The sequence below is a fragment of the Arthrobacter parietis genome, from assembly GCF_039530425.1.
Classification (GTDB): domain Bacteria; phylum Actinomycetota; class Actinomycetes; order Actinomycetales; family Micrococcaceae; genus Arthrobacter_D; species Arthrobacter_D parietis.
Genome location: NZ_BAAAON010000002.1, coordinates 357,698 through 380,830 on the forward strand (window position 1 = coordinate 357,698; position 23,133 = coordinate 380,830).

The following is a 23,133-nucleotide window of genomic DNA, read 5'->3' on the forward strand; positions in this document are numbered from 1 at the left end:
ACTGCCCGCCGAACCTCGCCAGCTTCAGGACACACCTCATGTCACAGATTTATCCCAAGGCCTCCGCCGCGGACCCGGCTGTCTCCGGCTCTGCCTCGCCCAGATTCCCCGAACTCGAGGAACGCGTCCTGTCCTATTGGGACGGGGACGGCACCTTTCAGGCGTCCATTGACCAGCGCGACGCCGGTGAGAACGGGACCAATGAGTTCGTCTTCTATGATGGACCGCCCTTCGCCAATGGCCTGCCGCATTACGGACACCTTCTGACCGGCTATGCCAAGGACCTCGTGGGTCGCTACCAGACCCAGCGCGGCCGCCGTGTTGAGCGGCGGTTCGGTTGGGACACACACGGGCTTCCCGCTGAGCTGGAGGCCATGAAGCAGCTCGGCATGAGCGACAAGCAGCAGATCGAAGCCATGGGCATCGACAAGTTCAATGACGCCTGCCGCGCTTCGGTGATGAAGTACGCGGGGGAGTGGCGTGACTATGTCACCCGCCAGGCGCGCTGGGTGGACTTCGAGAACGACTACAAGACCCTGAACGTCGAGTACATGGAGTCGGTGCTCTGGGCCTTCAAGACCCTGCACACAAAGGGTCTGACCTACAACGGATACCGTGTGCTGCCGTACTGCTGGAAGGACGAGACTCCGCTGTCCAACCATGAGTTGCGCATGGATGACGACGTCTATCAGGACCGCCAGGACCAGACAGTCACTGTAACGTTCCCGATCACGGCCGGGGAGTCCGCCCTGTCGAAGGAGCTTGCCGGCGTCGAGGCCCTTGCCTGGACCACCACACCCTGGACGCTGCCCACCAATGCGGCCCTCGCGGTCGGGCCGGAGATCCACTACGTCGTCATCCCCGGCGGGTCGACGGAAGCCGGGGACCTGGAGGGACGCCGCTTCCTCATCGCCGAGGAACTGCTGTCCGGGTATGCAAAGGACCTGGGATATTCCTCCGCTGAAGAGGCGCGTGCCGCCGTCGTCGGAACGCACCGCGGCACGGAGCTGGGCGGACTGCAGTATGAGCCGCTCTGGGACTACTTCGTCGATCCTGAACGCGGCGGCTACCGCAAAGCGTTCCGGTTCCTCGTTGCCGACTACGTCACGACGACGGACGGCACCGGTATTGTGCACCAGTCGCCGGCGTACGGCGAAGAGGACCAGAAGATCTGCGAGGACGCTGGAATCCAGGTGATCCTCTCGGTCGACGAGGGCGCGCGCTTCCTGCGCACCTTCGAACAAGGCCCCCTGGCCGACATCGTCGGATTGCAGGTCTTCGACGCGAACAAGGCCATCACCCGCGTGCTGCGTGATAGCGGCAGGCTGGTGCGGCAGGCAAGCTACGTGCACAGCTACCCGCACTGCTGGCGCTGCCGCAACCCGCTCATCTACCGCGCCGTTTCGTCCTGGTTCGTCGAGGTCACGAAGATCAAGGACCGCATGGTCGAGCTGAACCAGCAGATCAACTGGATCCCGGACAACGTCAAGGACGGCCAGTTCGGCAAATGGCTCGAGAACGCCCGGGACTGGTCGATCAGCCGCAACCGCTACTGGGGCAGCCCTATCCCGGTCTGGGTGTCGGATGATCCGAACTACCCACGTACTGATGTCTACGGTTCCCTGGCGGAGATCGAGCGCGACTTCGGGCGCCTGCCGCGCAACGCAGCGGGCGACGTAGACCTGCACCGCCCCTTCATCGATGAGCTGACCCGCCCCAACCCGGATGATCCACGGTCCCCTGAGGAGGGCCAGTCGACTATGCGCCGCGTGGCGGACGTTCTTGACGTATGGTTCGATTCCGGTTCCATGCCGTATGCACAGGTTCATTACCCGATGCAGAACCAGGACTGGTTCGAGTCCCACAACCCTGCCGACTTCATTGTCGAGTACATCGGCCAGACACGCGGTTGGTTCTACACGCTGCACGTCCTGGCCACCGCGCTGTTTGACCGGCCGACGTTCAAGAACGTCATCAGCCACGGCATCGTCCTCGGCTCGGACGGTCAGAAGATGTCCAAGAGCCTGCAGAACTACCCGGACGTGTCCGAGGTTCTGGACCGGGACGGCTCGGATGCCATGCGCTGGTTCCTGATGGCCTCACCCATCCTGCGCGGCGGCAACCTCGTGGTGACCGAGCAGGGCATCCGGGATGGAGTCCGGCAGGTCATCCTGCCGCTGTGGAACGTGTGGCACTTCTTCCGCCTGTACACGAATGCCGCCGCCGGTGGAGCAGGCTATGAGGCCAGAACGGTGACGGCCGAGGCCGCCGAGGCCCTTGCGGACCCGCTGGACCGCTATATCCTCGCCTACACGGGGAACCTGGTGGAGGACATGACGGCCTCCCTTGACGCGTTCAACATCAGCGACGCCTGCGAGTCGCTGCGACGCTACCTGGACACGCTGACCAACTGGTACGTCCGCCGCGGCAGGCAGCGGTTCTTCGACGAGGACACAGCGGCTTTCGACGTGCTCTACACCTGCCTGGAGGCGGTCACCCGAGTTGCGGCTCCGCTGCTGCCGCTGGTCACCGAAGAGATCTGGCGCGGCCTGACCGGCGGGCGCTCGGTGCACCTGACGGACTGGGCGTCGCCGTCGTTGTTCGCTGCAGCGCCGGAACTGGTGGAGCGGATGGAACGCACCCGCCAGATCTGCTCCACGGGATCGCGCCTACGGAAGGCAGCGAACCTTCGCGTGCGCCTGCCGTTGGCCGAGCTGACCGTCGTGGCACCGCAAGCCGGGGAGCTGGAGGGCCAGTACCGGGCAATCATCGCTGATGAGCTGAACATCAAGTCCGTCCGGCTGATCGATTCCGCGGATGTCTCGCCGGAGGAGTTCGGGATCTCGCAGCGGTTGGCTATCAACGCCCGCGCCGCCGGACCGCGGCTGGGCAAGAACGTCCAGAGTGCCATCAAAGCAGCGAAGGCGGGGGACTGGCTGGTGGACGACAACGGTGCCGTCACTGCGGGCGGCCTGGCTCTGGAGCCGAGCGAATACACCCTCGAGACGGTGGTCGACAGGAACGACGACGCCGGCGCAACCACCGCCGTGACGGTGCTGCCCGGCGGGGGCTTCCTTGTGCTCAACACGGAAGTCACGCCCGAACTCGCAGCGGAAGGTACGGCCCGGGACATCATCCGGTCCATCCAGCAGGCGCGCCGGGACGCTGATCTCCATATCAGTGACCGGGTGGTGACCACAGTGGAGGCGGACGCCCAGACCCTGTCCGCACTCGAGGCACACGCCGAGCTGGTCAAGCAGGAAACGTTGACAAACGAACTGGAACTCGTCACTGCGGCCACCTCCGGGACGGATGGAGTATCAGTGAAGGTGGAGAGGCAGGCATGAACGCTGGAATGAACGCTGAGGGCTTTCCAACCGGAAGCGAACGGGGAATCGATCAGTTCTCGGTCGAAAGCGTGTATGCCGAATTGTTGAGCCGTGCGCCGGAAAACAAGATGGAGCCCCGGATGGCTCCCTTGTTCCGTGCGATGGAAATCCTCGGCGAACCTAATCGGGCAGTTCCGATCATCCACATCACCGGGACCAACGGAAAGACCTCTACGGCGCGGATGATCGAGGGCCTGCTGCGGGCGCACGATCTTCGCACGGGCCGCTACACCAGTCCGCATCTGGCCCGGGTAACGGAGCGGATCAGCATCGACGGGGAACCTGTTTCGGACGAGACGTTCGTGCGGGTTTGGGACGAGATCCGGCCATATCTGGAGATGGTAGACGCTGAGCTGGACGCCGCTGGCGACCCGCGGCTGACCTACTTCGAATGCGTCACGATCCTCGCGTTTGCCGTCTTCGCCGACGAGCCGGTGGATGTAGCTGTCATTGAAGTGGGACTTGGCGGCATCACGGACGCCACCAACGTGGGTGACGGCGCGGTCGCCGTCGTCACACCCATCTCCCTCGATCACACCGAGTTGCTCGGTGACACTCCGGGGGACATCGCGCTGGAGAAGGCTGGGATCATCAAGCCGGGCGGATTTCTGGTCAGTGCTGCTCAGCCGGCGGATGCAGCGCAGGTGCTTCTGGAGAAGGCACGTGATACCGGCGTCGAGTTCCGTTTCGAAGGAGTGGAATTCGGAGTGGAGGACCGGCGCATTGCCGTCGGCGGGCAACAACTCACGGTGGCGGGCATCGCCGGCCGTTATGAGGACCTGCTTCTGCCACTTCACGGGGAACACCAGGCGCAGAACGCGGCGGTCGCCGTTGCGGCGGTAGAAGCGTTTCTCGGCGGCGGGTCACGGCAACTGGATGACGACGTCGTCCGCGATGGATTGAACGCCGTCACCTCACCCGGCCGGCTGGAACTGGTAAGGACCGCCCCCAGCATCCTTGTGGATGCCGCCCACAACGCGGCCGGCGCCCGTGCTGCAGCGAAAGCAATCAACGAAGCGTTCGAATTCACCAAGCTCGTACTCGTTATCGGCGTCCTCAAGGACAAGGATGCAGGAGCGATCCTGAGCGAGCTGCACGAGGAACTCGGCGGAGTGCTCGAGGACGTCTGTCTCACCCAGTCCACCTCGCCGCGGGCCATCCCGGCGGAGGAACTGCGGCGGCTGGCGCTGATTGCCGGCTTCGCGGACAATCGCGTCCATGTTGCCGAGCGGCTGGACGATGCCCTCGAGTGGGCCGTCCTGACTGCCGAGGAGGGCACCGAGCTCGGCGGCGCAAGTGTCCTCGTCACAGGATCAATCACTGTGGTGGGCGAAGCCCGCACGCTGCTGGGGAAGTAAGGGGAACGCAGATGGCTCGCCAGACGAAAGCGCAGCGCGAGTGGCGGCCGGGTATGCCGAAGAAGCGGCGCTCGGTCAAGGTCATGTTCGCGTCAACGGTGCTCCTGCTCGAAGCCTTCGTTGTGCTGTTCGCCACGCTGGTGGTGTTCGGCCTGCGCTCGGACACCATCCCGGTGGGCGTGATCCTCGGCGTCGGGCTTACCCTGAGCGCGGTGCTCATTGTCTCCTGCGCGCTTCTCACGAAGCCGTACGGAATTCTGATCGGGTGGATTCTGCAGGTGCTCATCATAGCCACGGGCATAGCTGAACCGATGATGTTCCTTGTGGGTATCCTGTTCGCGTTGACCTGGCTGTACGGGATCCGCACCGGCGCTCGGCTCGACCGGGAGAACGCCCAGCGGGACCGCGAACAGGCTGAATGGGATCAGGCGAACAAGTCCGAAGGCGACAACGGCCAGCAACCCCTTTAGTAGAGTCAACGATGGAACTCGCCGGGTATCCGGCCAACTGATCTCAATCGGAGGAAGAAAATGAGTGCTGAACGAACCCTGATACTGGTCAAGCCCGACGGCGTTGCCCGCGGACTCAGTGGAACCATCCTTGCCCGCGTCGAGGCAAAAGGCTACAAGCTGGTCGATATGAAGTATGTGCACGCTACCCGGGAGATCCTGAAAGCGCACTATGCCGAACATGTGGGCAAGCCGTTCTATGAACCACTCGTTGAGTTCATGCTGAGCGGCCCGGTGGTCGCAGCCGTCTTTGAGGGAGAACGCGTCATCGAGGGCTTCCGATCGCTCGCAGGAACAACAGAACCGACAACGGCAGCACCCGGCACCATCCGCGGGGACTATGGTCGGGACTGGGGGCTGAAGGTGCAGCAGAATCTCGTGCACGGCTCTGATTCGGTCGAATCTGCTGAGAAGGAAATTTCTATCTGGTTCGGCTGAACCTGGTGTGGCTGAAGGCCGGCTCACCGAGTTGATAGCCTTGGGCAATGACTGAATATCGCAGACTTGGCACATCAGGACTGAGCGTGTCGGTGATTGGCCTGGGGTGCAACAATCTGGGCCGGCCCGGAACCGCCTCAGAATCGCAGCGCGGTGCCGCTGCCGTCGTCAGTACCGCTCTGGAAGCCGGAATCACCCTCTTTGATGTAGCGGATTCCTACGGACGCTCTCCCGGTGTCAGTGAGGAACTTCTTGGCCGCGCGCTGGGGAGAAACCGCGATGATGTGGTGGTTGCCACCAAGTTCGGACTGGACCTCAAAGGGGTCAACGGTCCGGACTGGGGAGCGCGCGGTTCACGGCGCTACATTCTGAAGGCCGTCGAATCCTCGCTCAAGAGGCTCAACACCGACTGGATTGATCTCTACCAATACCATGCACCGGATGCCGCGACCCCGATCGACGAGACGCTCGCAGCGCTGGACCAGCTCGTGCAGAGCGGCAAAGTGCGTTACATCGGGCATTCCAACTTCGCCGGCTGGCAGGTCGCGGAGGCGGAGTATGTGGCTCGCCAGTTGGGTACTAGCCGCTTCATATCCGCGCAGAATCACTACAATCTACTCGAGCGGGCGCTCGAGCGGGAGGTGGTTCCCGCCGCACAGTCCTATGGGCTTGGACTTCTCCCATACTTTCCGCTGGCCAACGGGCTGCTGACCGGCAAATACGCGGCGGGTCACGCGCCGGCGGGGAGCCGGTTGACGCACTCGCGCACTAATCTGCTCGATCAGGCTGACTGGGAGCAGCTCGCAAACTTCAGCGCCTACGCGCGTGCACGCTCCCTTTCAGAGTTGGAAGTTGCGTTCTCCTGGCTGGCCAGCCGTCCCGCCGTAGCCAGCGTCATCGCCGGGGCAACGAGGCCGGAGCAGGTTCGGCAGAACGCAGAAGCGGCCCGGTGGATTCCTTCCGGGGCTGACCTCGAAGAACTCGAGCACATCTTTCCGGCAAGTTCCTAACGGCGCCGAAGCGCCCCAACCGCGTCGAGCGGGCAGTTGCCTCCGAGAAGAAGAACTGCCCGCCGAAGCGGTTGTACAGGTGAATCAGTGGAAGGATTTCCCGTTGACCCGTGTCGATGCGCCGACCCTGTCGAGATAGGGCGTGATGCCGCCAAGATGCATCGGCCAACCGGCACCAAGGATCATGCACAGGTCAATGTCCTCCGGTGCAGCGACCACTTCCTCCGCGAGCATGCGGCCGATCTCATCGGCCAGGGCGTCCTGCGTTCGTCGCAGGACCTCCTCGCTGGAGGACGGTGATGAGCCGAAACTGAGCAGCGCGAGCGTGGATTCGGACGCTACCTCCATGCCGGCGTCGTCCTGCTCCCATAGTCCCTTCCTTCCCGCGTCGATCAGGATCTGTTGATTCCTGGACAGGTAGAAGCGGTCGCCGAAGGCCGTGTTCAGTGACTCCTGCACGTGCTGACCCACAGGCAAACCCACCAGTGCGAGCAGCTTGAAGGGTGTCATCGGCAGCCCCATGGGCCGCAGCGCCCTGTCCGCGGTGGCAGCGTCGGTTCCCTCATCAAAAGCCGCAGTGATTTCGCCGAACATGCGCCCCAGTATCCGGTTCACAACGAAGGCGGGGGCGTCCTTGACCAGCACTGCGGTTTTCTTGAGTTCCTTGCCGACCGCGAAAGCTGTTGCCAGGACCTCGTCCGCGGTGCGCGGAGCCTTCACAATTTCCAGCAGCGGCATGGCGGCCACCGGATTGAAGAAATGAAAACCGACGACGCGCTCGGGATGCAGGAGATCCTCAGCCATGGCGGCTACAGAGAGCGAAGAGGTGTTGGTTGCCAGAACGCATTCAGCCGAGACCACTTGCTCCACCTCTGCGAACACTGACTTCTTGATGTCCAGTTCTTCGAAAACAGCTTCAATCACGAAATCGGCGTCGGCGAAGGTTTCCTTCGACACCGAGCCGGATACGAGTGCCTTTATGCGGTTTGCCTTATCCGGGGAGAGACGCCTCTTCGCCAGCATCTTGTCGACTTCCGAGTGGACCCAGCCGACTCCCTTGTCTACCCGCGCCTGATCAATGTCTGTGAGGACAACGGGGACGCTCAGCTGACGGGCGAACAGGAGCGCGAGCTGGCTGGCCATGAGTCCTGCACCCACCACGCCCACTTTTGTCACCGGCCGGGCAAGCGAGCGGCCCGGTGCTCCCGCCGGGCGCTTGGCCCGCTTCTGCACTAGATCGAGGAATGCGTAGACCGTGTCATGAAATTGCGGGGTGAGCATCAGTTCGGTCAAGGCTGCACATTCGGCCGCAGCAGATTCCGCATGGGTCCGGGTTCGAGCAGACTCGAAGAGGTCCAGGACCTTTCCGGGCGCGGGCGCGGCGTTCGAGGTTTTCGCCTCGACGAAAGCCCGGCCGGCCGCGGCGGCCGCTTCCCAGTCGCCGTCATCATATGCAGACAAGGCGGCGCGGCGGTCGTGGATGCCTGACGCGTTCTTCAGGACATCCGCCGCCCAGCGGATGGACTGCTCGAGGAAATCTGCGGGTTCGAAGAGCGCGTCAGCGATGCCGATCTCGTAGGCGGCCTGCCCATTGAGGGTGCGGTTGTTGCTGAGCGGGTTCTCGATCATGACCTTCACCGCCGCGCGCGGGCCGGTTAGCCGAGGCAGGCGGTATACCCCTCCCCAACCGGGAACCAGCCCGATGAACGCTTCGGGTAGCCCGATGCCGTTTGCACCGGTCGAGACCGTCCGATAGTCGGCAGCGAGTGCGATCTCGAGTCCGCCGCCGAGGGCCACTCCATTGATGAAGGCGAAGCTGGGAACACCGAGCGACCCGAGCAGATTGTAGGCGGCATGGCCGAGCTCTGCCATCAGGCGGCCATGTTCGGACGCTTTCAATGACTTGACTGTGGAGAGGTCTGCACCCGCCGCCAGGAAATAGGGCTTCCCTGTCAACGCTACGGCGGTGATCTCGCCTAGCGCCGCACGGCCTTTCAGGGTTTCGAGGGTGCGCCCGAACTCGATGAGCGTGGCCGGTCCCAGGGTGGTGGGCCTGCTGTGGTCCAGCCCATTGTCGAGGGTGATCAGTGCCATGGTTCCTGCGCCGCCGGGGATCGGCACATCTTCCACGAGTGAGTGCGTGACGACCTCGCCCGGCACCAGCGCGGACAGTTCCTCAAAGCGGTCGAAACTCATGCTGCTTCCTCCGTGATGTGTCCTGAGTAGTCGGCGTGATGCGGGTTTTCCCAGATGACGGTTCCGCCCATGCCCAGCCCAACACACATGGTGGTGATTCCGTACCGGACCTGCGGGTCTTCCTCGAACTGCCGGGCCAGTTGAGTCATGAGGCGCACCCCGGACGAGGCGAGGGGATGGCCTACCGCGATGGCTCCGCCATAGCGGTTCACACGCGGATCATCATCGGCGATGCCGAAGTGGTCGAGGAAGGACAGAACCTGGACGGCAAAAGCCTCGTTGATCTCGAAGAGACCGATGTCGTCGATGGTGAGGCCGGCCTGGCTCAGGGCCTTTTCGGTAGCGGGTACGGGGCCGATGCCCATGACCTCCGGCTCCACCCCGGCGAACGAGTAGGCGACAAGGCGCATCTTTGCAGGAAGACCCAGTTGGTGTGCGGCCTCAGCCGAAGCAAGCAACGCGACTGTGGCTCCGTCATTGAGTCCGGCTGCGTTGCCGGCCGTGACCCGCCCGTGCGGGCGGAACGGGGTGCGAAGCGCGGCGAGGTCCTCGAGAGTGGTGCCGGGCCGCGGTGGCTCGTCCTGCTGGCTGAGCGTCCAGCCTGAGTCCGGCTTCCTTCCGGCGACGGGAACGAGATCCGGCTGGATCTGGTTTCGCCCGTACGCTGCAGCGAGCTTCGTCTGGCTGGCCACGGCGTAGGAATCCGCGCGATCCTTGGTGATGGCGGGAAAGCGGTCGTGAAGGTTCTCTGCCGTATTGCCCATATTCAACGCTGCGGGATCCACGAGACGCTCCGATAGAAAACGCGGATTGGGATCGGTGCCTGAGCCCATGGGGTGGTTGCCCATGTGTTCCACGCCTCCGGCGATTACAACATCGTAGGCGCCGAAGGCGATGCCTGACGCAGTGGTTGTCACCGCGGTCATGGCACCGGCGCACATGCGGTCGATGGCGAACCCCGGGACTGTTCGCGGCAGGCCCGCCAGCAGGGCAGCGGTTCTCCCGATGGTGAGTCCCTGATCACCCGCCTGCGTGGTCGCGGCGATAGCGACGTCGTCGATCCGCTCTGGAGGAAGGGAAGGGTTGCGGCGCATCAGCTCGCGGATGCACTTGACGATCAGGTCATCGGCCCGCGTGCCGGCGTGAATCCCTTTGTCTCCGGCCTTGCCAAAGGGTGTCCGGACGCCGTCGACGAAGACGACGTCCCTGATCTGTTGCCGTGCTGCTGTGGCTGGTGTGGGCACAATCGCTCCTCATTGAGTTCGGGAATCCGACGCCTATGTTACTCGCGGGTAACATTGTGCCGCAACATGCCGATCTGTTATTGCTTCGGCGCTTTCGGCTGCTTCGGCTGAAGTGGGTCGGGATCAAGAAACGCTACGGTGAGCACTGCGGCAACGTGCTCGATCTGCCAGCGGCGTGCGCCGAGGTCAGCAAGGGAGGCGGCGATCGACTCGAGATCGAGCGGCTCGGGCGGACGCCACGCCACCCTCCGCAGGAAGTCGGGAGTCAGGAGGTTCTCCACCGGCATAGTCAACTTCTCCGCGACCGCAGCAATCCGCGGTTTGGCGGTTTGCAGGCGTGCTGCTGCCGTCGGGTCTCTTTCAGACCAGACACGAGGGGGCGGAGGAGCGTTCGTGGGGAGCTGCAGTTCGGGGAGATCGCGGGTGGTCCGTGCCATCGAAAGACACCGAAGCCACCGTGGCGCCTCGCGTTGTGCGGCCCGACCATGGAACCCGTTGACGGCCAGCAGCTGGGGGACCGTTTGCGGCATTGCTTTCGCGGCCGCCACGATTGCGGCATCGGGAATCAGCCGGCCAGGCGCGACGTCGCGTTTTTGGGCCAGCAGTTCCCTTTCCTCCCACAGCTCGCGGACGGCAGCCAGCTGCCGTCGGTCGCGAATCTGGTGAACCCCGGACGTCCGCCGCCACGGGTCTGTTTTCGGGGGTGCCGGGGGACTGGAGCGAATGAACTCGAACTCTTCCTCGGCGAAGCGCAGTTTGCCGTCCTCGCTGAGTAACTCAATAAGGCGGGCGCGCAGCTCAATCAATACTTCGACGTCGAGCGCTGCATACCGGAGCCACGGTTCAGGCAGGGGACGCTGGGACCAGTCCGCTGCAGAGTGTTCCTTGGCCAGCGTGAATCCGAGCAGGTGTTCGATCACAGCGGCCAGACCAACGCGCGGGAGTCCGGCGAGCCGCGCTGCAAGTTCGGTGTCGAAAAGTTTGTCCGGCCACATGCCCAACTCAGACAGGCAGGGAAGGTCCTGGGTTGCCGCATGCAGGATCCATTCAACGCCGGAGAGTGCCTCGTTGATGATGCGCAGATCAGGAAATGGTTCCGGATCGATGAGCCAGGTTCCTGCGCCTTCCCTGCGGATCTGCACGAGGAAAGCCCGCTGTCCGTACCGGAAGCCCGATGCCCGCTCGGCATCCACCGCCGCTGGTCCGTTGCCGGCGGCGAGCTCACGGGCGGCGCGCTCCAAACCTGCCGGTGTGTCGATGACGTAGGGAACGCCGTCCTGGGGTTCGTCAAGAAGCGGCAGGACTGCTATGGAGCCCTGTCCGGACGCGTCGTCGTTGTGGGCGCGGCTGTCAGGCTCGGATTGCACGGTCATGATGATTCCAGTCTAGCCGGGCACGTCCGGGGATGCCGGGGAAGTGGAATTTCGACGCCGGTGCAGCTGTCGGCATGCACGGGAAGAGACTGAAGGTTAACTTCGGCGCCGGTTCGGGAGCGCTGCAACTCCCTCAGGAAGCGGCGGAAGACCGGCAAAAGTGCACACCATGTCCGCCCATGCCTCCAGATGTTTCTGGACACTGTCCGAATCCGGCGTCCAGGAAGCTCGCAGCTCGATGTCGATCGTGTCTACTCGGTCGGCGAGTGATCCGTAGCTTTCGGAGAGAATGCGCGTGGCGGTGCCGCCCGCGGACCGATACCCGGCGTCGTGTGTCTGCAGGGCCTCCACCAACCACGTCCACGCCACGGATCCGAGGAGGGCGTCGTTGCCCATATCGGGTTCGAGTTGGGCGCGGATATAGGTAACGATACGAAAGGTGCCATCCCAGACCTCGGAGCCGTCCGGGTCATAAAGGAGTATGAAGCGGCCGGTGGCAAGTTCTTCGGCGTGATTGTCCGCGAAAGCAGCCCGTGCAGGTCCATGCACCGGCAGGGGGCCCGGCTGGGCGCTCTGAAGGACTTCAGCTCCGAGAGCCACCGCATAGGGCGCAAGGCGGGAAGGAGCCGGAATCTCGTCGAGGCGAAGTTCATTACGGCATCTCGCCTGCCTCAGCCCGGCCAGGGCGTTCAGGAATTCAGGGGGAACCTGCGAGAGGTCACCAATTGCACTCACTCTCGCAGGTTATGCCCCAATCGCACCCGCGGCCGGGCAGCCACGCCGGGTGCAGGGGCATCTGTCCAACGGCCTGAGTGCTCAGGAAGAGCGGGTTTCGCGTCGGATGGCCTCCGCAAAGGCATCTACATCTTCGGCGGTGGTGTCGAAGGTGCACATCCAGCGCACCTCGCCGGTCGACTGGTCCCAGTCGTAGAAGCGGAAGTGTTCGCGGATTCGGTCTGCCACGCCAGGAGCGAGGGTAGCGAACACGGCGTTGGCCGCCGTCGGCTGGGTAAGCTGGACGCCGTCGATTCCGGAAACCGCCGCGGTGAGCCGTGCAGCCATGGCGTTTGCGTGACTCGCCGAACGCAACCACAGGCCGTCTTCAAGCAGCGCCACGAGCTGAGCGGACACAAACCGCATCTTCGAGGCGAGTTGCATGTTCATCTTCCGGAGGTACTCCAGACCGGTGGCAGCAGCGGGATTCAGGACAACAACGCACTCGCCGAACATGAGCCCGTTCTTGGTCCCGCCGAACGAGAGAACGTCGACGCCCGCGTCGCGGGTGAAGGCGCGCAGCGGCACGCCGAGAGCGGCTGCCGCATTGGCAATCCGTGCTCCGTCCATATGCAGGTGCATGCCCCTGGCGTGAACGTGATCGGCGATGGCGCGGATCTCCGCGGGAGTGTAGAGCGTCCCCAGCTCGGTGGTTTGAGTGATCGATACGGCGAGCGGCTGTGCCCGGTGCTCATCTCCCCATCCCCAGGCTTCCTGATCGATCAGCTCCGGCGTGAGCTTGCCGTCCGGTGTAGGAACGGCCAGTAGCTTCATCCCGCCGATTCGCTCGGGCGCCCCATTTTCATCGACGTTGATATGCGCGGTCTTGGCACAGATGACTGCGCCCCAGCGGGGTAGCAGCGATTGGAGGCTCAGTACGTTGGCGCCGGTTCCGTTGAACACCGGGTAGGCGATGGTGTCAGCTCCGAAGTGCTCCCGCATGAGTTCCTGGAGCCTTCGGGTGTACACGTCCTCCCCGTAGGCAACTTGGTGGCCTTCATTGGCGGCTGCCAGCGCGGCGAGTATCTCGGGATGCACGCCGGAGTAGTTGTCCGACGCGAAGCCGCGTACCTGGGGATCGTGGAGACGGGCGGGAGCGGAGATGGTGTCAGTCACTGGTCCATTATCTCGTATCGGGAAGCAGGGGAAGTTGTCAGGACGCGGGGTTGACCCTTTGCCCGTTGATTGCCGCCGCATCGAGCTCGAACAGGCCGGCCAGAGTCGCGGCGAGATCACGAACATGGGTGTACCCCGGGAAGCGGCGTTCGGGACTCTCAGCACGCATTTTTTCGTCGAGAAGAGCCTTGACCACCACGATCGAGGCAGCGGCACGGGCTTGCCCGTTCGGGTGCGCCGCTGCGAACTCCCGCCCCACAGCGCGCACCCACGTCTCAGCCGCCGCTTTGATCGCTGCATATGAAGCGCTGGAGGCAGTAGGTGAATCGACCGCCGACGCTGACACGATCGCAAGCCTGCCCCGCTGTGACCGTTCCAGGTCGCCGGCGAACGCCCTCGAGGTATTGCGAAGGGTGGTGAGGATTGAACGATGAAGGAAATCGTAGTCCTCGTCGGATTGCCCGGCGATGCCTGAGCCGCCGCGCCAGCCGCCTACCAGATGAATCAACCCATCCACGGTGGTTCCAGCAGCGCGCAGGTCGTTCGAGAGCGACAAAACGGCGGCGAAATCCGCGAGGTCACAGGTTCTCAATTCCGCACCTGACAGATGGCCAAGCGCTCGTTCAAGGCGCGTGGAGTCTGATCCGACCGCAATGACGCGCGCGCCGGCCGAGGTGAAGGCTTCGGCAGCCGCTATACCCGCCTGGCTGGTTGCTCCCGCAATGAGAACGTTCAGACCTGACAGGCCGGGAGACTCCGTCACGCGGTAGCCCCGGTGATCCCCGCGGTGGACGCGATGACGTCCTTCATCTTCTTGTCCAATGCCTCGAAGAACATTGAGAGGGGGAATTCGTCATCGAGAACCGCATCGGTCAGGCCGCGTGGAGGACCCTCCAGAGGCAGTGCGTCGGCTCCCTTGGCCCACACTGATGCCGGATGCGGGGTCACTGTTTCGGAAACCAGCTCGTAGGCTGCAAGCCAGTGTGCGATCTTCGGCCGGTCGATCGAGCTCCAGTAAAGCTGCTGAATCTTCTCGCCGAGTGCAATAACGACGCCGGGAACTTCCTCCCAGTCGATGGTCAGCGTGGTGTCGGTCCAGTGGAGAACGTGGTTCTGGTGTAGCCAGGCGAACAGCAACTGTCCGCCCAAGCCGTCATAGTTCCGCACCCGGCTGCCGGTGATGGCGAAGCGGAAGATGCGGTCGAAAATAACTGCATACTGCACGAGGCGTGCGTGGTGGCGGGCCTCCTCGGAGGCGTCGTCGTCGGCTGCAATCCTCACCGATTCGCGGAAAGCGGTGAGATCGCATCGCAGTTCCTCAAGTGAATACAGGAAGTACGGCATGCGCTGCTTGATCATGAAGGGATCGAAGGGGAGATCACCGCGCATGTGGGTGCGGTCGTGAATCAGGTCCCACATGACAAAGGTTTCCTCCGCCAGCTGCTGGTCCTCGACGAGTTGCCGGGCTTCATCCGGCAAGTCCAGGCGTGTGATCTCTGCGGCTGCGGTCACGACGCGACGGAAGCGTGCCGCTTCGCGGTCCGCGAAGATGGCGCCCCAGGTGAACTGGGGCGTCTGCCGCACAGCGACGGTCTCCGGGAACAGTACGGCGGAGTTTGTGTCGTAGCCCGGCGTGAAGTCCAGGAACCGGATCGGTACGAACAGCTTGTTCGAGTATTCTCCCGCCTCAAGCTCGGCAATGAAATCGGGCCACACTACTTCGATCAGCACTGCCTCGACAAAGCGGTTGGAGCTGCCGTTCTGCGTGTACATCGGGAAGACCACAAGGTGCTGCCGCCCGTCCACCCGATCCAGCTGAGGCTGGAATTCAACCAGTGAATCGAGAAAATCGGGAGCGCCCAGGCCTGCGGCTTTCCACCGGCCGAAATCTTCCATCAAAGCTTCGTGGTAGGCGGCGTCATGGGGGAAGAGGGGAGCGAGTTCCCTGATGGACCGCACGATTGTATCTACGTGCGTTCCGGCTCCGGTCACCTCCGACGCATCGGCGATGGATCCATCCTTGGCCTGCAGGTTCTGCAGGGAGGCAGCCGCGCTTTTGAGCGCCAACCAGGCATCATGATGGTGCGGGCTCTGAGTAGTTTGGGTCCGTACGTGGGAGTCGAGGGTCTGGGTCACGATTACTCCTCATGGTGGTGGGCTGTTGGTTTCCACGAGCGTAACAACGGAACAGCACACCTGATCCTCAAATGGATGCGACCTAAGGAACTCTAATGCTCGGACTGCCTCGGGTCTCAGGGAGGCACAGCACTGCTGTAGCCCTGTCGCCTGGGTGGGTCGCTGTGAAGGGCGTCAGTCCTTCGGAACGAGCCTCATGGACACCGAATTGATGCAGTAGCGCTGATCAGTGGGAGTGCCGTAACCCTCGCCCTCGAACACGTGCCCGAGGTGTGAGTCGCAGTGTCCGCAGCGAACTTCGATCCGTTCCATGCCGAGGGCCCGGTCCTTGATGTAGCGGACCCTGTCTTCGGCCAGCGGCGCCCAGAAAGACGGCCAACCGCAGTGTGAGTCGAACTTCTCGTTGCTGGTGAACAATTCATGACCGCATGCCCTGCACTGGTAGACCCCCTGCGCATGGGTGTCGTGATACTCACCGGTGAAGGGACGTTCGGTTCCCGCCTGTCGAAGTACGTAATACTCCTCCGGGGTCAATTCCCGGCGCCATTCCTCATCACTCTTCTGGATGGGGGAGTTGTCAACATGCGGCAGTGATTCTGATGTACTCATGTTTCCTTCAACGCCTAGGAGTCACCGATAAATCCCGAGCCCGCATAGAGGTGGAGAACGGGGACTCCGAGTTTCTCCTGAGCGCGGTTGGCCCAGTCCCGGTGAAGGGTGTCAGCGACCGCATGCGGCCGCGTGATGACCACTGCCTGGTGTGCGCCGCGTTCCCTCACGGCATTGACCATCGCCTCCACCGCGTTACCCCGGGCGGTGAAACCATCGGCCCTCAATCCCGCCCCTATCAGGGCCTCAAGTGAGCCTTGAAGAGCCTGATCGGCCGAGATACGGACCTCCTCCTCGGTGGGCCGGTGGGACAGTCCCTGCACTGCCTCGCTGAATTCCAGGAGGCTCAGATGATGGAGGAACTCCCCGAGCACGTTTGTGTGCCGGTCTTCCGGAATAACCACTGTGTACGTAGAGTCACCTCCATCGACCAGCGACGACAAATGGGTGGCGTCAGCGGCTGTCAACGGCACCTCAGCGAGCACAACGATTGTTTCCTCCATGTGCCAACAGTAGTCGCCGACCCACCCGCCACCTAGGAGCGGCTCGACACTCCACGCAGGGGGGCAGTCCGCTGCTGCGCCGCTCGCGTAGGCGAGAATGTAGCCATGCCTCTCAGCTTCCCTCCGGCCGAAGCGGACCGTCAGACATGGCTTCGTTGGGCAGTCCTCGGACTTGGTTCCGGCGTCGCCGTCAGTTCCGTCATCGCTGGTGCCGCCTCCGCTTTGGCAGCGCACTTCGCTAAAGAGGTGGTTACACCGCGGAAACGAGACGAGAACCTGGAGATCTTCGCCGTGGTACAGACGGGCGGAGGCCTGGAAGTGATTCTCCCGGCGAACGAGGACACCACCGTGGACGGCACCTACAGTCTGTACTTCGACGAGGGCCGCGGGCATGCCCGGATAGGAGCGATCCGTTCGTTCGTCCCCCGGGAGGGCACAGTTCAGCGTGAGGTGGAGGCGGTCTACTCGGGTGACATCAGAACGGCAATACGGGGCTGGTGGAGCGGTGCCGTCTACCCCACACCTTCGGCCCTCGGCTTCGCAGACGAACACGTGGACGTACCGGTTGCCGGCGGCACCGCGCCCGCCTGGCTGGTGCGTGCTGAAAATCCTGCCGCTACGTGGGCGATCATGGTGCACGGTAGGGGAGTGCAACGCTCCGAAGGTCTGCGCGCAGTGCACACAGCACGCGAACTCGGTATGACGAGCTTGCTGGTTTCCTACCGCAATGACGGCGAAGCGCCTTTTGCTGCTGACGGAAAATACGGGCTGGGCATGACCGAGTGGCAGGACATCGAGTCCGCGATGGAGTACGCCTTTGACCAGGGTGCACAAGATGTCGTGTTGTTCGGCTGGTCCATGGGAGGCGCAATCTGCCTGCAGGCGGCGGATGTGTCCGGGTACCGCTCGAGGATCCGGGCGTTGGTGCTTGACGGCCCGGTGATTGACTGGATGAATGTCCTGACCCACCATGCAGAGCTGAACCGTATTCCCGCTCCGGCCGGCAGGCTGGGCCAGTGGCTCATCTCGAACAGCTTCGGACGGATTGTGACCGGGCTGTCTACACCGGTGGATCTCAAAAGCATGGACTGGGTGTCCAGGGCGGACCAGGTGACCATCCCCGTCCTGATTCTGCATAGTGAGGATGACGAGTTTGTCCCGGTAGGACCCTCCGCTGAGCTTGCCGAGCGCAACCCCGGGTTTGTCACGTTCGAGCGGTTTTACCGCGCACGCCATACCAAGGAATGGAACGTTGACCCTGCGCGGTGGCACTCGGTGACAGCGGATTGGCTCCTGCGCGAGGTGTTCGGCCGCGTGGAACCGAAGCGGGCCCTAAGCCGCCCCTGATTCCCGAATCTTGCGCTTGATCCGCCCCAGCATCGCCGCCATGCCGCGCATGCGCAGGGGAGTAATGGCACGTGTGAGGCCGAGCCTCTCGGGAACGTCATCCGGAACAGCAAGGATCTCCGCTGCAGGCAGCCCGTCCAGGCCTTCCCGGAGCACGCCGGCGAAACCACGGGTAGTAGGAGCTTCCTGAGGCGCCGAGAAAAACAGGGATACGGATTTTTCGGTGTCATCGGCAATATCGAGCGTCAAGAAGAGCGGGCTCTGGCACTCCACAACCTGCTCAAGAAGCTCAGGGTGGTCGGTGAGCCGCTCCGGCAGCGGAGGCAGTCCCCTGGAAAACTCAAGGAGCAACTGGAGCCGGTCAGGTTCGGACAGAGCCTGGAAATCTTCCACGATCTCGGCGAGCTGCTGGGGTAATGCGCTTGTTGTCACTGTCATCCTCACGATTGCCCCGGGACCGTGACCCCGGGGCTTCTTCAGTCAGTCTGGGTTTGTTCTATCGCTGCCGGGCGGGAACAGGGGCCACGCCGGGCTCCGACCCCTTAACGATCGGCACGCGTACTACGTTGCCCCACTCGGTCCATGAGCCGTCGTAGTTGCGCACATTCTCGAAACCGAGAAGGTGCTGAAGAACGAACCAGGTGTGGCTGGAACGCTCACCGATTCGGCAGTAGGCAACGACGTCGTCCCCTTCATTCAATCCTGCCTCGCCGCGGTAGATCGCATCCAGTTCACCCCGTGTGCGGAAGGTTCCGTCATCAGCAGCGGCACGTGCCCAGGGCACAGACACAGCTGACGGGATGTGCCCGCCGCGCAGCGCGCCCTCTTCCGGGTATGCCGGCATATGGGTGCGCGCGCCGGTGTACTCGTCAGCGGACCTGACATCGATCAGCGGGTTACCGAAGTGGCCCAGAACATCAGTCAGGTAGGCCCGGATGGGAGCGTCATCGCGCTCGACCACGGGATATTGAGTTGTTTCGGGCCGGGGTACGTCCGTGGTGAGGGAACGGCCCTCTGCAATCCACTTGTCGCGTCCGCCGTCGAGCAGGCGTACGTCCTCGTGCCCGAACAAACTGAAGACCCACAGCGCGTAAGCGGCCCACCAGTTCGATTTGTCACCGTAAATCACGATGGTGCTGTCCCGGGAGATGCCCTTGGCGGACATGAGACGAGCAAAGGCTTCGCCGTCGACATAATCGCGGGTGACCTCATCATTGAGGTCCGTATGCCAGTCGACTTTCACGGCCCCCTCGATGTGGCCTGTCTCGTAAAGAAGCACGTCCTCGTCCGATTCGACAATCACGAGACCCGGCGTGCCGAGATTGTCGGCAAGCCACTGGGTTGAAACCAGGCGCTCGGGGTGGGCGTACTGGGCAAACTTCTCATTCGAATCTGTTGCGACACTCATCCGTTGGAGCCTTCCTGCGTTGGTGATAGCTCTTTCCTATCTAACCTAACCACGCGTCCTACCAATTATTTCCGGGCAGGTCACGGGGCGCCATATAAAGTTGGACGAGGGGTCCGGCTACCTTGAACGGGAGTTGACGCGGCCCGCTGTCAGAGGTCCGAATGGGCCGCTGGGGCTGGCCCGGCTGCTGACGTATCCTTGCCTAGCACGGCTCGCAAAGGCCTGCTTGTAGATCACCGACGAAAGACGCACTCATCTGTGGCCACCATTGAGCACCTGACCCAACGATCGCCGCAGGTATCTGTGGATGAACTGCTGGACGGCTTTTTCCCGTCACAGCGCTTCGGAGCCGTATCTTTCGATTCCTATCAACCCGATCCGGGGCAGCCGTCGCAGACCGCCGCGGTCAAGGCCCTGCGCCACTTCGCAGCAGCCGTGAACACCCCCAAGCCAAGCGGCCTTCGCAAAATCTTCGGGGCAAAGCGCGAGGAGAGCCGCGCAGGCATCTATCTCGATGGCGGCTTCGGGGTGGGCAAAACGCACCTCCTTGCTTCCCTCTGGCATGCCAGCGAAGGAAAGAAGGCTTTCGGAACCTTCGTGGAGTACACAAATCTGGTCGGTGCTTTGTCCTTCAGGCGTACAGTGGACGCGCTGAGCACATACCAACTCGTCTGCATCGACGAGTTCGAGCTGGATGACCCTGGTGACACAGTGTTGATGTCACGGCTGATGCGGGAGCTGGCGGATGCTGGGGTGAAACTTGCAGCAACATCGAACACGCTGCCGGGTTCCCTGGGGGATGGCCGGTTCGCGGCCGTTGACTTCCAGCGCGAGATCCAGGTTCTTTCGGATCAGTTCGACGTGGTCCGGATCGATGGCGAGGATTACCGCCACCGTGGACTTCCGGAAGCCCCCGCACCATTGACCGAACAGCAGGTGCGACGCCGGGCTAGGCATCTGCCGGACGAGGTCACGGTTGCCGAAGACAACTTCGGCGATCTCATCAAGCACCTGGCGGGTGTTCATCCCAGCCGGTACCGGCAGCTCATCGATGGGATAGACGCCGTTGCCTGGCACGAGGTGTACACCATCACCGAGCAGGCGGTGGCACTGCGCTTTGTCGTGCTGGCTGACCGCCTGTATGACCGGGATGTACCGATCCTCGCCAGCGGTATGCCGCTGAGTGACCTTTTCACACCGGAAATGATGTCTGGTGGCTACATGAAGAAGTACTATCGCGCTGTTTCCCGCCTGACCGCCCTGGCCCGCCAGGGAGCGGAAGCAAGCGGCTGAAGCGACCGCGAAGGTTTCCGGCGCGACTTCCGGGATGACAAAGGCGCCGACGCTGTCTCTCGGCAGGGTCGGCGCCTTCTTGTCGTGCTAAAGGCTGATTATCAGGCCGAAGCGTTGGGTGATTTAGCCGGCCGGTCGATGTCCTGACCGTCAATCTCAAGTCCGGTTGCTTTGTCCTTCAACTCTCCGGCCCTGCCTTTGAGCCCGTCAACTACAGACACAGACACCTCCCTTCTTTCCCGTGGAACCTGTTGTTCCACCCACTTTCATCATCATAAGGAGCAGAGAGGAGCCAGCCAAGGGTTTGAGCTTTCGCCCTGAGCGTGATCCGTCTTGCTGGGGGTGCAGCAGTGTGCGAATCTGAAGCGGCCAAGCAGGCACCCGGACGAGGTGCGCCGTACCCGGCCAGTGACAAGACGGCGCTGGAGGAGCGAGCAGACCATGGCGTGGTTTGTACTGGTTGTGTCAGGAGTGCTTGAGGCCGTATGGGCCACCGCGCTTGGGAAGTCTGAGGGATTCAGCAAGCTATGGCCGACGGTGATTTTCGCCGTGGGACTGGTGTTGAGTATGGCTGGTCTTGCATGGGCCATGCGAACGTTGCCGACCGGAACGTCCTACGCGGTATGGGTGGGCATCGGCGCTGCCCTGACGGTCACTTATGCAATGATCTTCGACGGCGAGGCGGCCTCGCTGCTGAAGGTCCTGCTTGTCCTTGGGATAGTCGGCTGCGTTATTGGTTTGAAAGTTCTTCATTGAGCCGAACAGACCCGAGGACAAGGACAGGCTCCCTCCAAAAGGAGGAAGCCTGTCCTGTCGCTGCATGAGAGCGGACGACGGGATTCGAACCCGCGACATCCACCTTGGCAAGGTGGTGCTCTAGCCAGCTGAGCTACGTCCGCGAAAAAGCGCCCCCGTGGAGGCGCTTTGTGTGGGCGATACTGGGATCGAACCAGTGACCTCTTCCGTGTCAGGGAAGCGCGCTACCGCTGCGCCAATCGCCCAGGTCTTGCAATTCACCGTATGGAGGTGGGGACGGGATTCGAACCCGCGTATACGGCTTTGCAGGCCGCTGCCTAGCCACTCGGCCACCCCACCGTGACCCGCCGAAGCGGGATCACCAGCCGGAGCCAGCGAATACAGTGACTTGCGAGCGGACGACGGGATTCGAACCCGCGACATCCACCTTGGCAAGGTGGTGCTCTAGCCAGCTGAGCTACGTCCGCAGAGAAAATTTGCCGGGACTGAAATGAGTTTCCCCACGGTGCCCTGCGTCTTTCCAACGAATAAAAACAATATCGGAGGAACCGGGCTTCGTCCAATTGAGCGGACTTCGGAGCGCCGCGCCCTGCAAGGGGTAGTTCTACGATATAAGCACAGATCAAGTACGCACTTCACGATCCAGAGCAGGAGTACCCGCGAAGAAGTGTCGGACCGGGATGACACACTTGTTGCATGACCGAGCCGCTCCTCGCACACGCCACCGAACGCGGGCGTATGTATTCCCGATCCGTCACGGATGATCCCCTGGTTCCTTCGATCACAACCGTCATCTCGCAGGCTCAGACTTCCTCGCTGGATGGCTGGTTCGGATACATGGCCGCCAGTGCCCTTGCACAGGATCCGCGCCTGGCGTCCTCGCTCGGCAACCCAAGCGAAATGCGGGCAGTCATCAAAGACGCTTCGAAGGCAGCCGAGCGCTACCGTGATGATGCCGCGCGGCGCGGAACACGTGTCCATTACTACTGTGAGCAGGTTGCTCTCCGCGACCTCGGACGGTCCCACCGCCTCGACGAGGCCCGCACGGATCTTGCCCAGCATGGGGAGGATGCCTTCGCTGCCCGTTTCGATGAGTGGTGGGATCTTTACCAGGTAAAGCCGATCGCACCCGAAATTACCGTCTGGAACTCGGAACTGGGCTATGCCGGGACCCTTGACCTGGTGGCCACGATCGCCGGACGCTTATGCGTCGTCGATTTCAAGACCCGCGCCACGGATCGCGATGGCATGGTGAAGCCGTTGGACGAGAAGGTAGTCATGCAGCTCGTTGCTGGTATGAAGGCACAGGAGTCGTTGGTGGACCCGCATGCAGGCACCTGGGAACCCTGGAAATACGGGGAAGATCCTGTTCTGCTGGGTGTGGCGATCGGCCAGACCGAAGTCCGGGCGCATCGGGCAAATCCGGATGTCCTCAAAGAGCACTGGTTCAAGTTCTGCGCCCTGCGGCGGGCGTGGGAAGCCGGCAGCAATGCGGCCGGCGCGGGACGCCCGCTCCTGACCGTTCCTCCGCCGCCGCGGGCCGCTGTTGGGGTGGCTGCGACCAACAGGTTGGAGAGCTCAACCGGCAGTGGCAGCGCCGGACGTCCCCCAGAGGAAGGGAACCGCGACTACGCGCCTCAGGGCGGGGTTCCAGAGCATTCGATGGAGGGTTGA

The 23,133-nt window shown here is 62.8% G+C and carries 20 protein-coding genes, 4 tRNA genes and 1 riboswitch; of the genes, 9 read left to right on the top strand and 15 right to left on the bottom strand.

The genetic code is table 11. The annotated features are described in order from the left end of the window. Positions 1-38 precede the first annotated feature (38 nt). The 5 genes from ileS to ABFX19_RS09880 are packed head-to-tail and all read left to right on the top strand — an operon-like array spanning position 39 to position 6,704. On the top strand, positions 39-3,347 hold the full coding sequence (gene ileS / locus ABFX19_RS09860) for an isoleucine--tRNA ligase (protein WP_346028219.1): 3,309 nt from the start codon (positions 39-41) through the stop codon (positions 3,345-3,347). Continuing rightward, positions 3,344-4,747: a bifunctional folylpolyglutamate synthase/dihydrofolate synthase gene (locus tag ABFX19_RS09865; RefSeq protein ID WP_346028220.1), complete on the top strand. Its 1,404-nt coding sequence runs from the start codon at positions 3,344-3,346 to the stop codon at positions 4,745-4,747. The genes ileS and ABFX19_RS09865 overlap by 4 nt, the downstream gene beginning before the upstream one ends. 11 nt (positions 4,748-4,758) lie before the next feature. Further along, positions 4,759-5,217, top strand: coding sequence for a DUF4233 domain-containing protein (locus ABFX19_RS09870; RefSeq protein WP_346028221.1), 459 nt, complete (start codon positions 4,759-4,761; stop codon positions 5,215-5,217). 60 nt (positions 5,218-5,277) lie between these two features. Beyond that, the gene (gene ndk, locus ABFX19_RS09875; protein ID WP_346028222.1) at positions 5,278-5,694 is read left to right on the top strand and encodes a nucleoside-diphosphate kinase; all 417 of its coding nucleotides are present in this window, start codon (positions 5,278-5,280) and stop codon (positions 5,692-5,694) included. A 47-nt stretch (positions 5,695-5,741) separates the two neighbouring features. Further along, the gene (locus tag ABFX19_RS09880; protein ID WP_346028223.1) at positions 5,742-6,704 is read left to right on the top strand and encodes an aldo/keto reductase; all 963 of its coding nucleotides are present in this window, start codon (positions 5,742-5,744) and stop codon (positions 6,702-6,704) included. A gap of 84 nt (positions 6,705-6,788) precedes the next feature. On the opposite strand, the gene ABFX19_RS09885 is transcribed toward ABFX19_RS09880, so the two are convergent. The 9 genes from ABFX19_RS09885 to ABFX19_RS09925 form a co-directional block, all read right to left on the bottom strand. Continuing rightward, positions 6,789-8,900 (bottom strand): 3-hydroxyacyl-CoA dehydrogenase NAD-binding domain-containing protein, encoded by a 2,112-nt coding sequence (locus ABFX19_RS09885; RefSeq protein WP_346028224.1) that lies wholly within the window; start codon positions 8,898-8,900, stop codon positions 6,789-6,791. Beyond that, on the bottom strand, positions 8,897-10,144 hold the full coding sequence (locus ABFX19_RS09890; RefSeq protein ID WP_277357290.1) for a thiolase family protein: 1,248 nt from the start codon (positions 10,142-10,144) through the stop codon (positions 8,897-8,899). The genes ABFX19_RS09885 and ABFX19_RS09890 overlap by 4 nt, the downstream gene beginning before the upstream one ends. A 77-nt stretch (positions 10,145-10,221) precedes the next feature. Then, on the bottom strand, positions 10,222-11,517 hold the full coding sequence (locus tag ABFX19_RS09895) for an HRDC domain-containing protein (protein WP_346028225.1): 1,296 nt from the start codon (positions 11,515-11,517) through the stop codon (positions 10,222-10,224). Between the two features lie 96 nt (positions 11,518-11,613). Continuing rightward, on the bottom strand, positions 11,614-12,243 hold the full coding sequence (locus tag ABFX19_RS09900; protein ID WP_056549609.1) for a DUF3000 domain-containing protein: 630 nt from the start codon (positions 12,241-12,243) through the stop codon (positions 11,614-11,616). 90 nt (positions 12,244-12,333) lie between these two features. Further along, positions 12,334-13,407 (bottom strand): threonine aldolase family protein, encoded by a 1,074-nt coding sequence (locus tag ABFX19_RS09905; protein WP_277357292.1) that lies wholly within the window; start codon positions 13,405-13,407, stop codon positions 12,334-12,336. A 37-nt stretch (positions 13,408-13,444) separates the two neighbouring features. After that, complete coding sequence (locus ABFX19_RS09910) at positions 13,445-14,170, bottom strand: SDR family NAD(P)-dependent oxidoreductase (protein ID WP_346028226.1); 726 nt, start codon at positions 14,168-14,170, stop codon at positions 13,445-13,447. After that, complete coding sequence (locus ABFX19_RS09915) at positions 14,167-15,543, bottom strand: DUF6421 family protein (protein WP_404800685.1); 1,377 nt, start codon at positions 15,541-15,543, stop codon at positions 14,167-14,169. The genes ABFX19_RS09910 and ABFX19_RS09915 overlap by 4 nt, the downstream gene beginning before the upstream one ends. A gap of 174 nt (positions 15,544-15,717) precedes the next feature. Then, a complete protein-coding gene (msrB, locus tag ABFX19_RS09920) occupies positions 15,718-16,152 on the bottom strand; it encodes a peptide-methionine (R)-S-oxide reductase MsrB (protein WP_277357294.1) in 435 nt (144 codons plus the stop codon). 14 nt (positions 16,153-16,166) lie between these two features. Beyond that, positions 16,167-16,655 (bottom strand): hypothetical protein, encoded by a 489-nt coding sequence (locus tag ABFX19_RS09925; RefSeq protein WP_346028227.1) that lies wholly within the window; start codon positions 16,653-16,655, stop codon positions 16,167-16,169. Positions 16,656-16,760: 105 nt separating this feature from the next. Between ABFX19_RS09925 and ABFX19_RS09930 the strand changes: the two genes are divergently transcribed. After that, complete coding sequence (locus ABFX19_RS09930; protein WP_346028228.1) at positions 16,761-18,002, top strand: alpha/beta hydrolase family protein; 1,242 nt, start codon at positions 16,761-16,763, stop codon at positions 18,000-18,002. Here the strand turns inward: ABFX19_RS09930 and ABFX19_RS09935 are convergent. Next, complete coding sequence (locus ABFX19_RS09935; protein WP_277357297.1) at positions 17,988-18,440, bottom strand: SufE family protein; 453 nt, start codon at positions 18,438-18,440, stop codon at positions 17,988-17,990. The two genes, ABFX19_RS09930 and ABFX19_RS09935, sit on opposite strands and share 15 nt — an antisense overlap. 58 nt (positions 18,441-18,498) lie before the next feature. Further along, positions 18,499-19,410, bottom strand: coding sequence for a sulfurtransferase (locus ABFX19_RS09940; protein WP_277357298.1), 912 nt, complete (start codon positions 19,408-19,410; stop codon positions 18,499-18,501). Between the two features lie 258 nt (positions 19,411-19,668). Between ABFX19_RS09940 and zapE the strand changes: the two genes are divergently transcribed. Both zapE and ABFX19_RS09950 read left to right on the top strand, forming a co-directional pair. Next, the gene (gene zapE / locus ABFX19_RS09945; RefSeq protein ID WP_346028229.1) at positions 19,669-20,703 is read left to right on the top strand and encodes a cell division protein ZapE; all 1,035 of its coding nucleotides are present in this window, start codon (positions 19,669-19,671) and stop codon (positions 20,701-20,703) included. 363 nt (positions 20,704-21,066) lie between these two features. Continuing rightward, positions 21,067-21,129, top strand: a riboswitch (guanidine-III (ykkC-III) riboswitch). A gap of 15 nt (positions 21,130-21,144) precedes the next feature. Continuing rightward, entirely contained in the window at positions 21,145-21,459 is a 315-nt protein-coding gene (locus tag ABFX19_RS09950) for a DMT family transporter (protein WP_277357299.1), read from the top strand. Between the two features lie 69 nt (positions 21,460-21,528). Here ABFX19_RS09950 and ABFX19_RS09955 read toward each other — a convergent pair. The 4 genes from ABFX19_RS09955 to ABFX19_RS09970 all read right to left on the bottom strand — a co-directional run bounded on the left by ABFX19_RS09955 (position 21,529) and on the right by ABFX19_RS09970 (position 21,926). Then, positions 21,529-21,602: transfer RNA gene (locus ABFX19_RS09955), tRNA-Gly, on the bottom strand. A gap of 30 nt (positions 21,603-21,632) precedes the next feature. After that, positions 21,633-21,704, bottom strand: a tRNA-Val gene (locus tag ABFX19_RS09960). 20 nt (positions 21,705-21,724) lie between these two features. Further along, positions 21,725-21,798: transfer RNA gene (locus ABFX19_RS09965), tRNA-Cys, on the bottom strand. A gap of 54 nt (positions 21,799-21,852) precedes the next feature. Beyond that, a tRNA-Gly gene (locus ABFX19_RS09970) sits at positions 21,853-21,926 on the bottom strand. Between the two features lie 229 nt (positions 21,927-22,155). Between ABFX19_RS09970 and ABFX19_RS09975 the strand changes: the two genes are divergently transcribed. Continuing rightward, a complete protein-coding gene (locus ABFX19_RS09975; protein WP_346028230.1) occupies positions 22,156-23,133 on the top strand; it encodes a cytochrome in 978 nt (325 codons plus the stop codon).

Coding starts and splice junctions, on each gene's coding strand:
- ndk (WP_346028222.1), top strand. CDS start 5,278: ATGAGTGCTGAACGAACCCTGATACTGGTCAAGCCCGACGGCGTTGCC.
- ABFX19_RS09895 (WP_346028225.1), bottom strand. CDS start 11,517: ATGACCGTGCAATCCGAGCCTGACAGCCGCGCCCACAACGACGACGCG.
- ABFX19_RS09925 (WP_346028227.1), bottom strand. CDS start 16,655: ATGGAGGAAACAATCGTTGTGCTCGCTGAGGTGCCGTTGACAGCCGCT.
- ABFX19_RS09940 (WP_277357298.1), bottom strand. CDS start 19,410: ATGAGTGTCGCAACAGATTCGAATGAGAAGTTTGCCCAGTACGCCCAC.
- ABFX19_RS09880 (WP_346028223.1), top strand. CDS start 5,742: ATGACTGAATATCGCAGACTTGGCACATCAGGACTGAGCGTGTCGGTG.
- msrB (WP_277357294.1), bottom strand. CDS start 16,152: ATGAGTACATCAGAATCACTGCCGCATGTTGACAACTCCCCCATCCAG.
- ABFX19_RS09975 (WP_346028230.1), top strand. CDS start 22,156: ATGACCGAGCCGCTCCTCGCACACGCCACCGAACGCGGGCGTATGTAT.
- ABFX19_RS09865 (WP_346028220.1), top strand. CDS start 3,344: ATGAACGCTGGAATGAACGCTGAGGGCTTTCCAACCGGAAGCGAACGG.
- ABFX19_RS09870 (WP_346028221.1), top strand. CDS start 4,759: ATGGCTCGCCAGACGAAAGCGCAGCGCGAGTGGCGGCCGGGTATGCCG.
- ABFX19_RS09935 (WP_277357297.1), bottom strand. CDS start 18,440: ATGACAGTGACAACAAGCGCATTACCCCAGCAGCTCGCCGAGATCGTG.
- ileS (WP_346028219.1), top strand. CDS start 39: ATGTCACAGATTTATCCCAAGGCCTCCGCCGCGGACCCGGCTGTCTCC.
- ABFX19_RS09930 (WP_346028228.1), top strand. CDS start 16,761: ATGCCTCTCAGCTTCCCTCCGGCCGAAGCGGACCGTCAGACATGGCTT.
- ABFX19_RS09885 (WP_346028224.1), bottom strand. CDS start 8,900: ATGAGTTTCGACCGCTTTGAGGAACTGTCCGCGCTGGTGCCGGGCGAG.
- ABFX19_RS09950 (WP_277357299.1), top strand. CDS start 21,145: ATGGCGTGGTTTGTACTGGTTGTGTCAGGAGTGCTTGAGGCCGTATGG.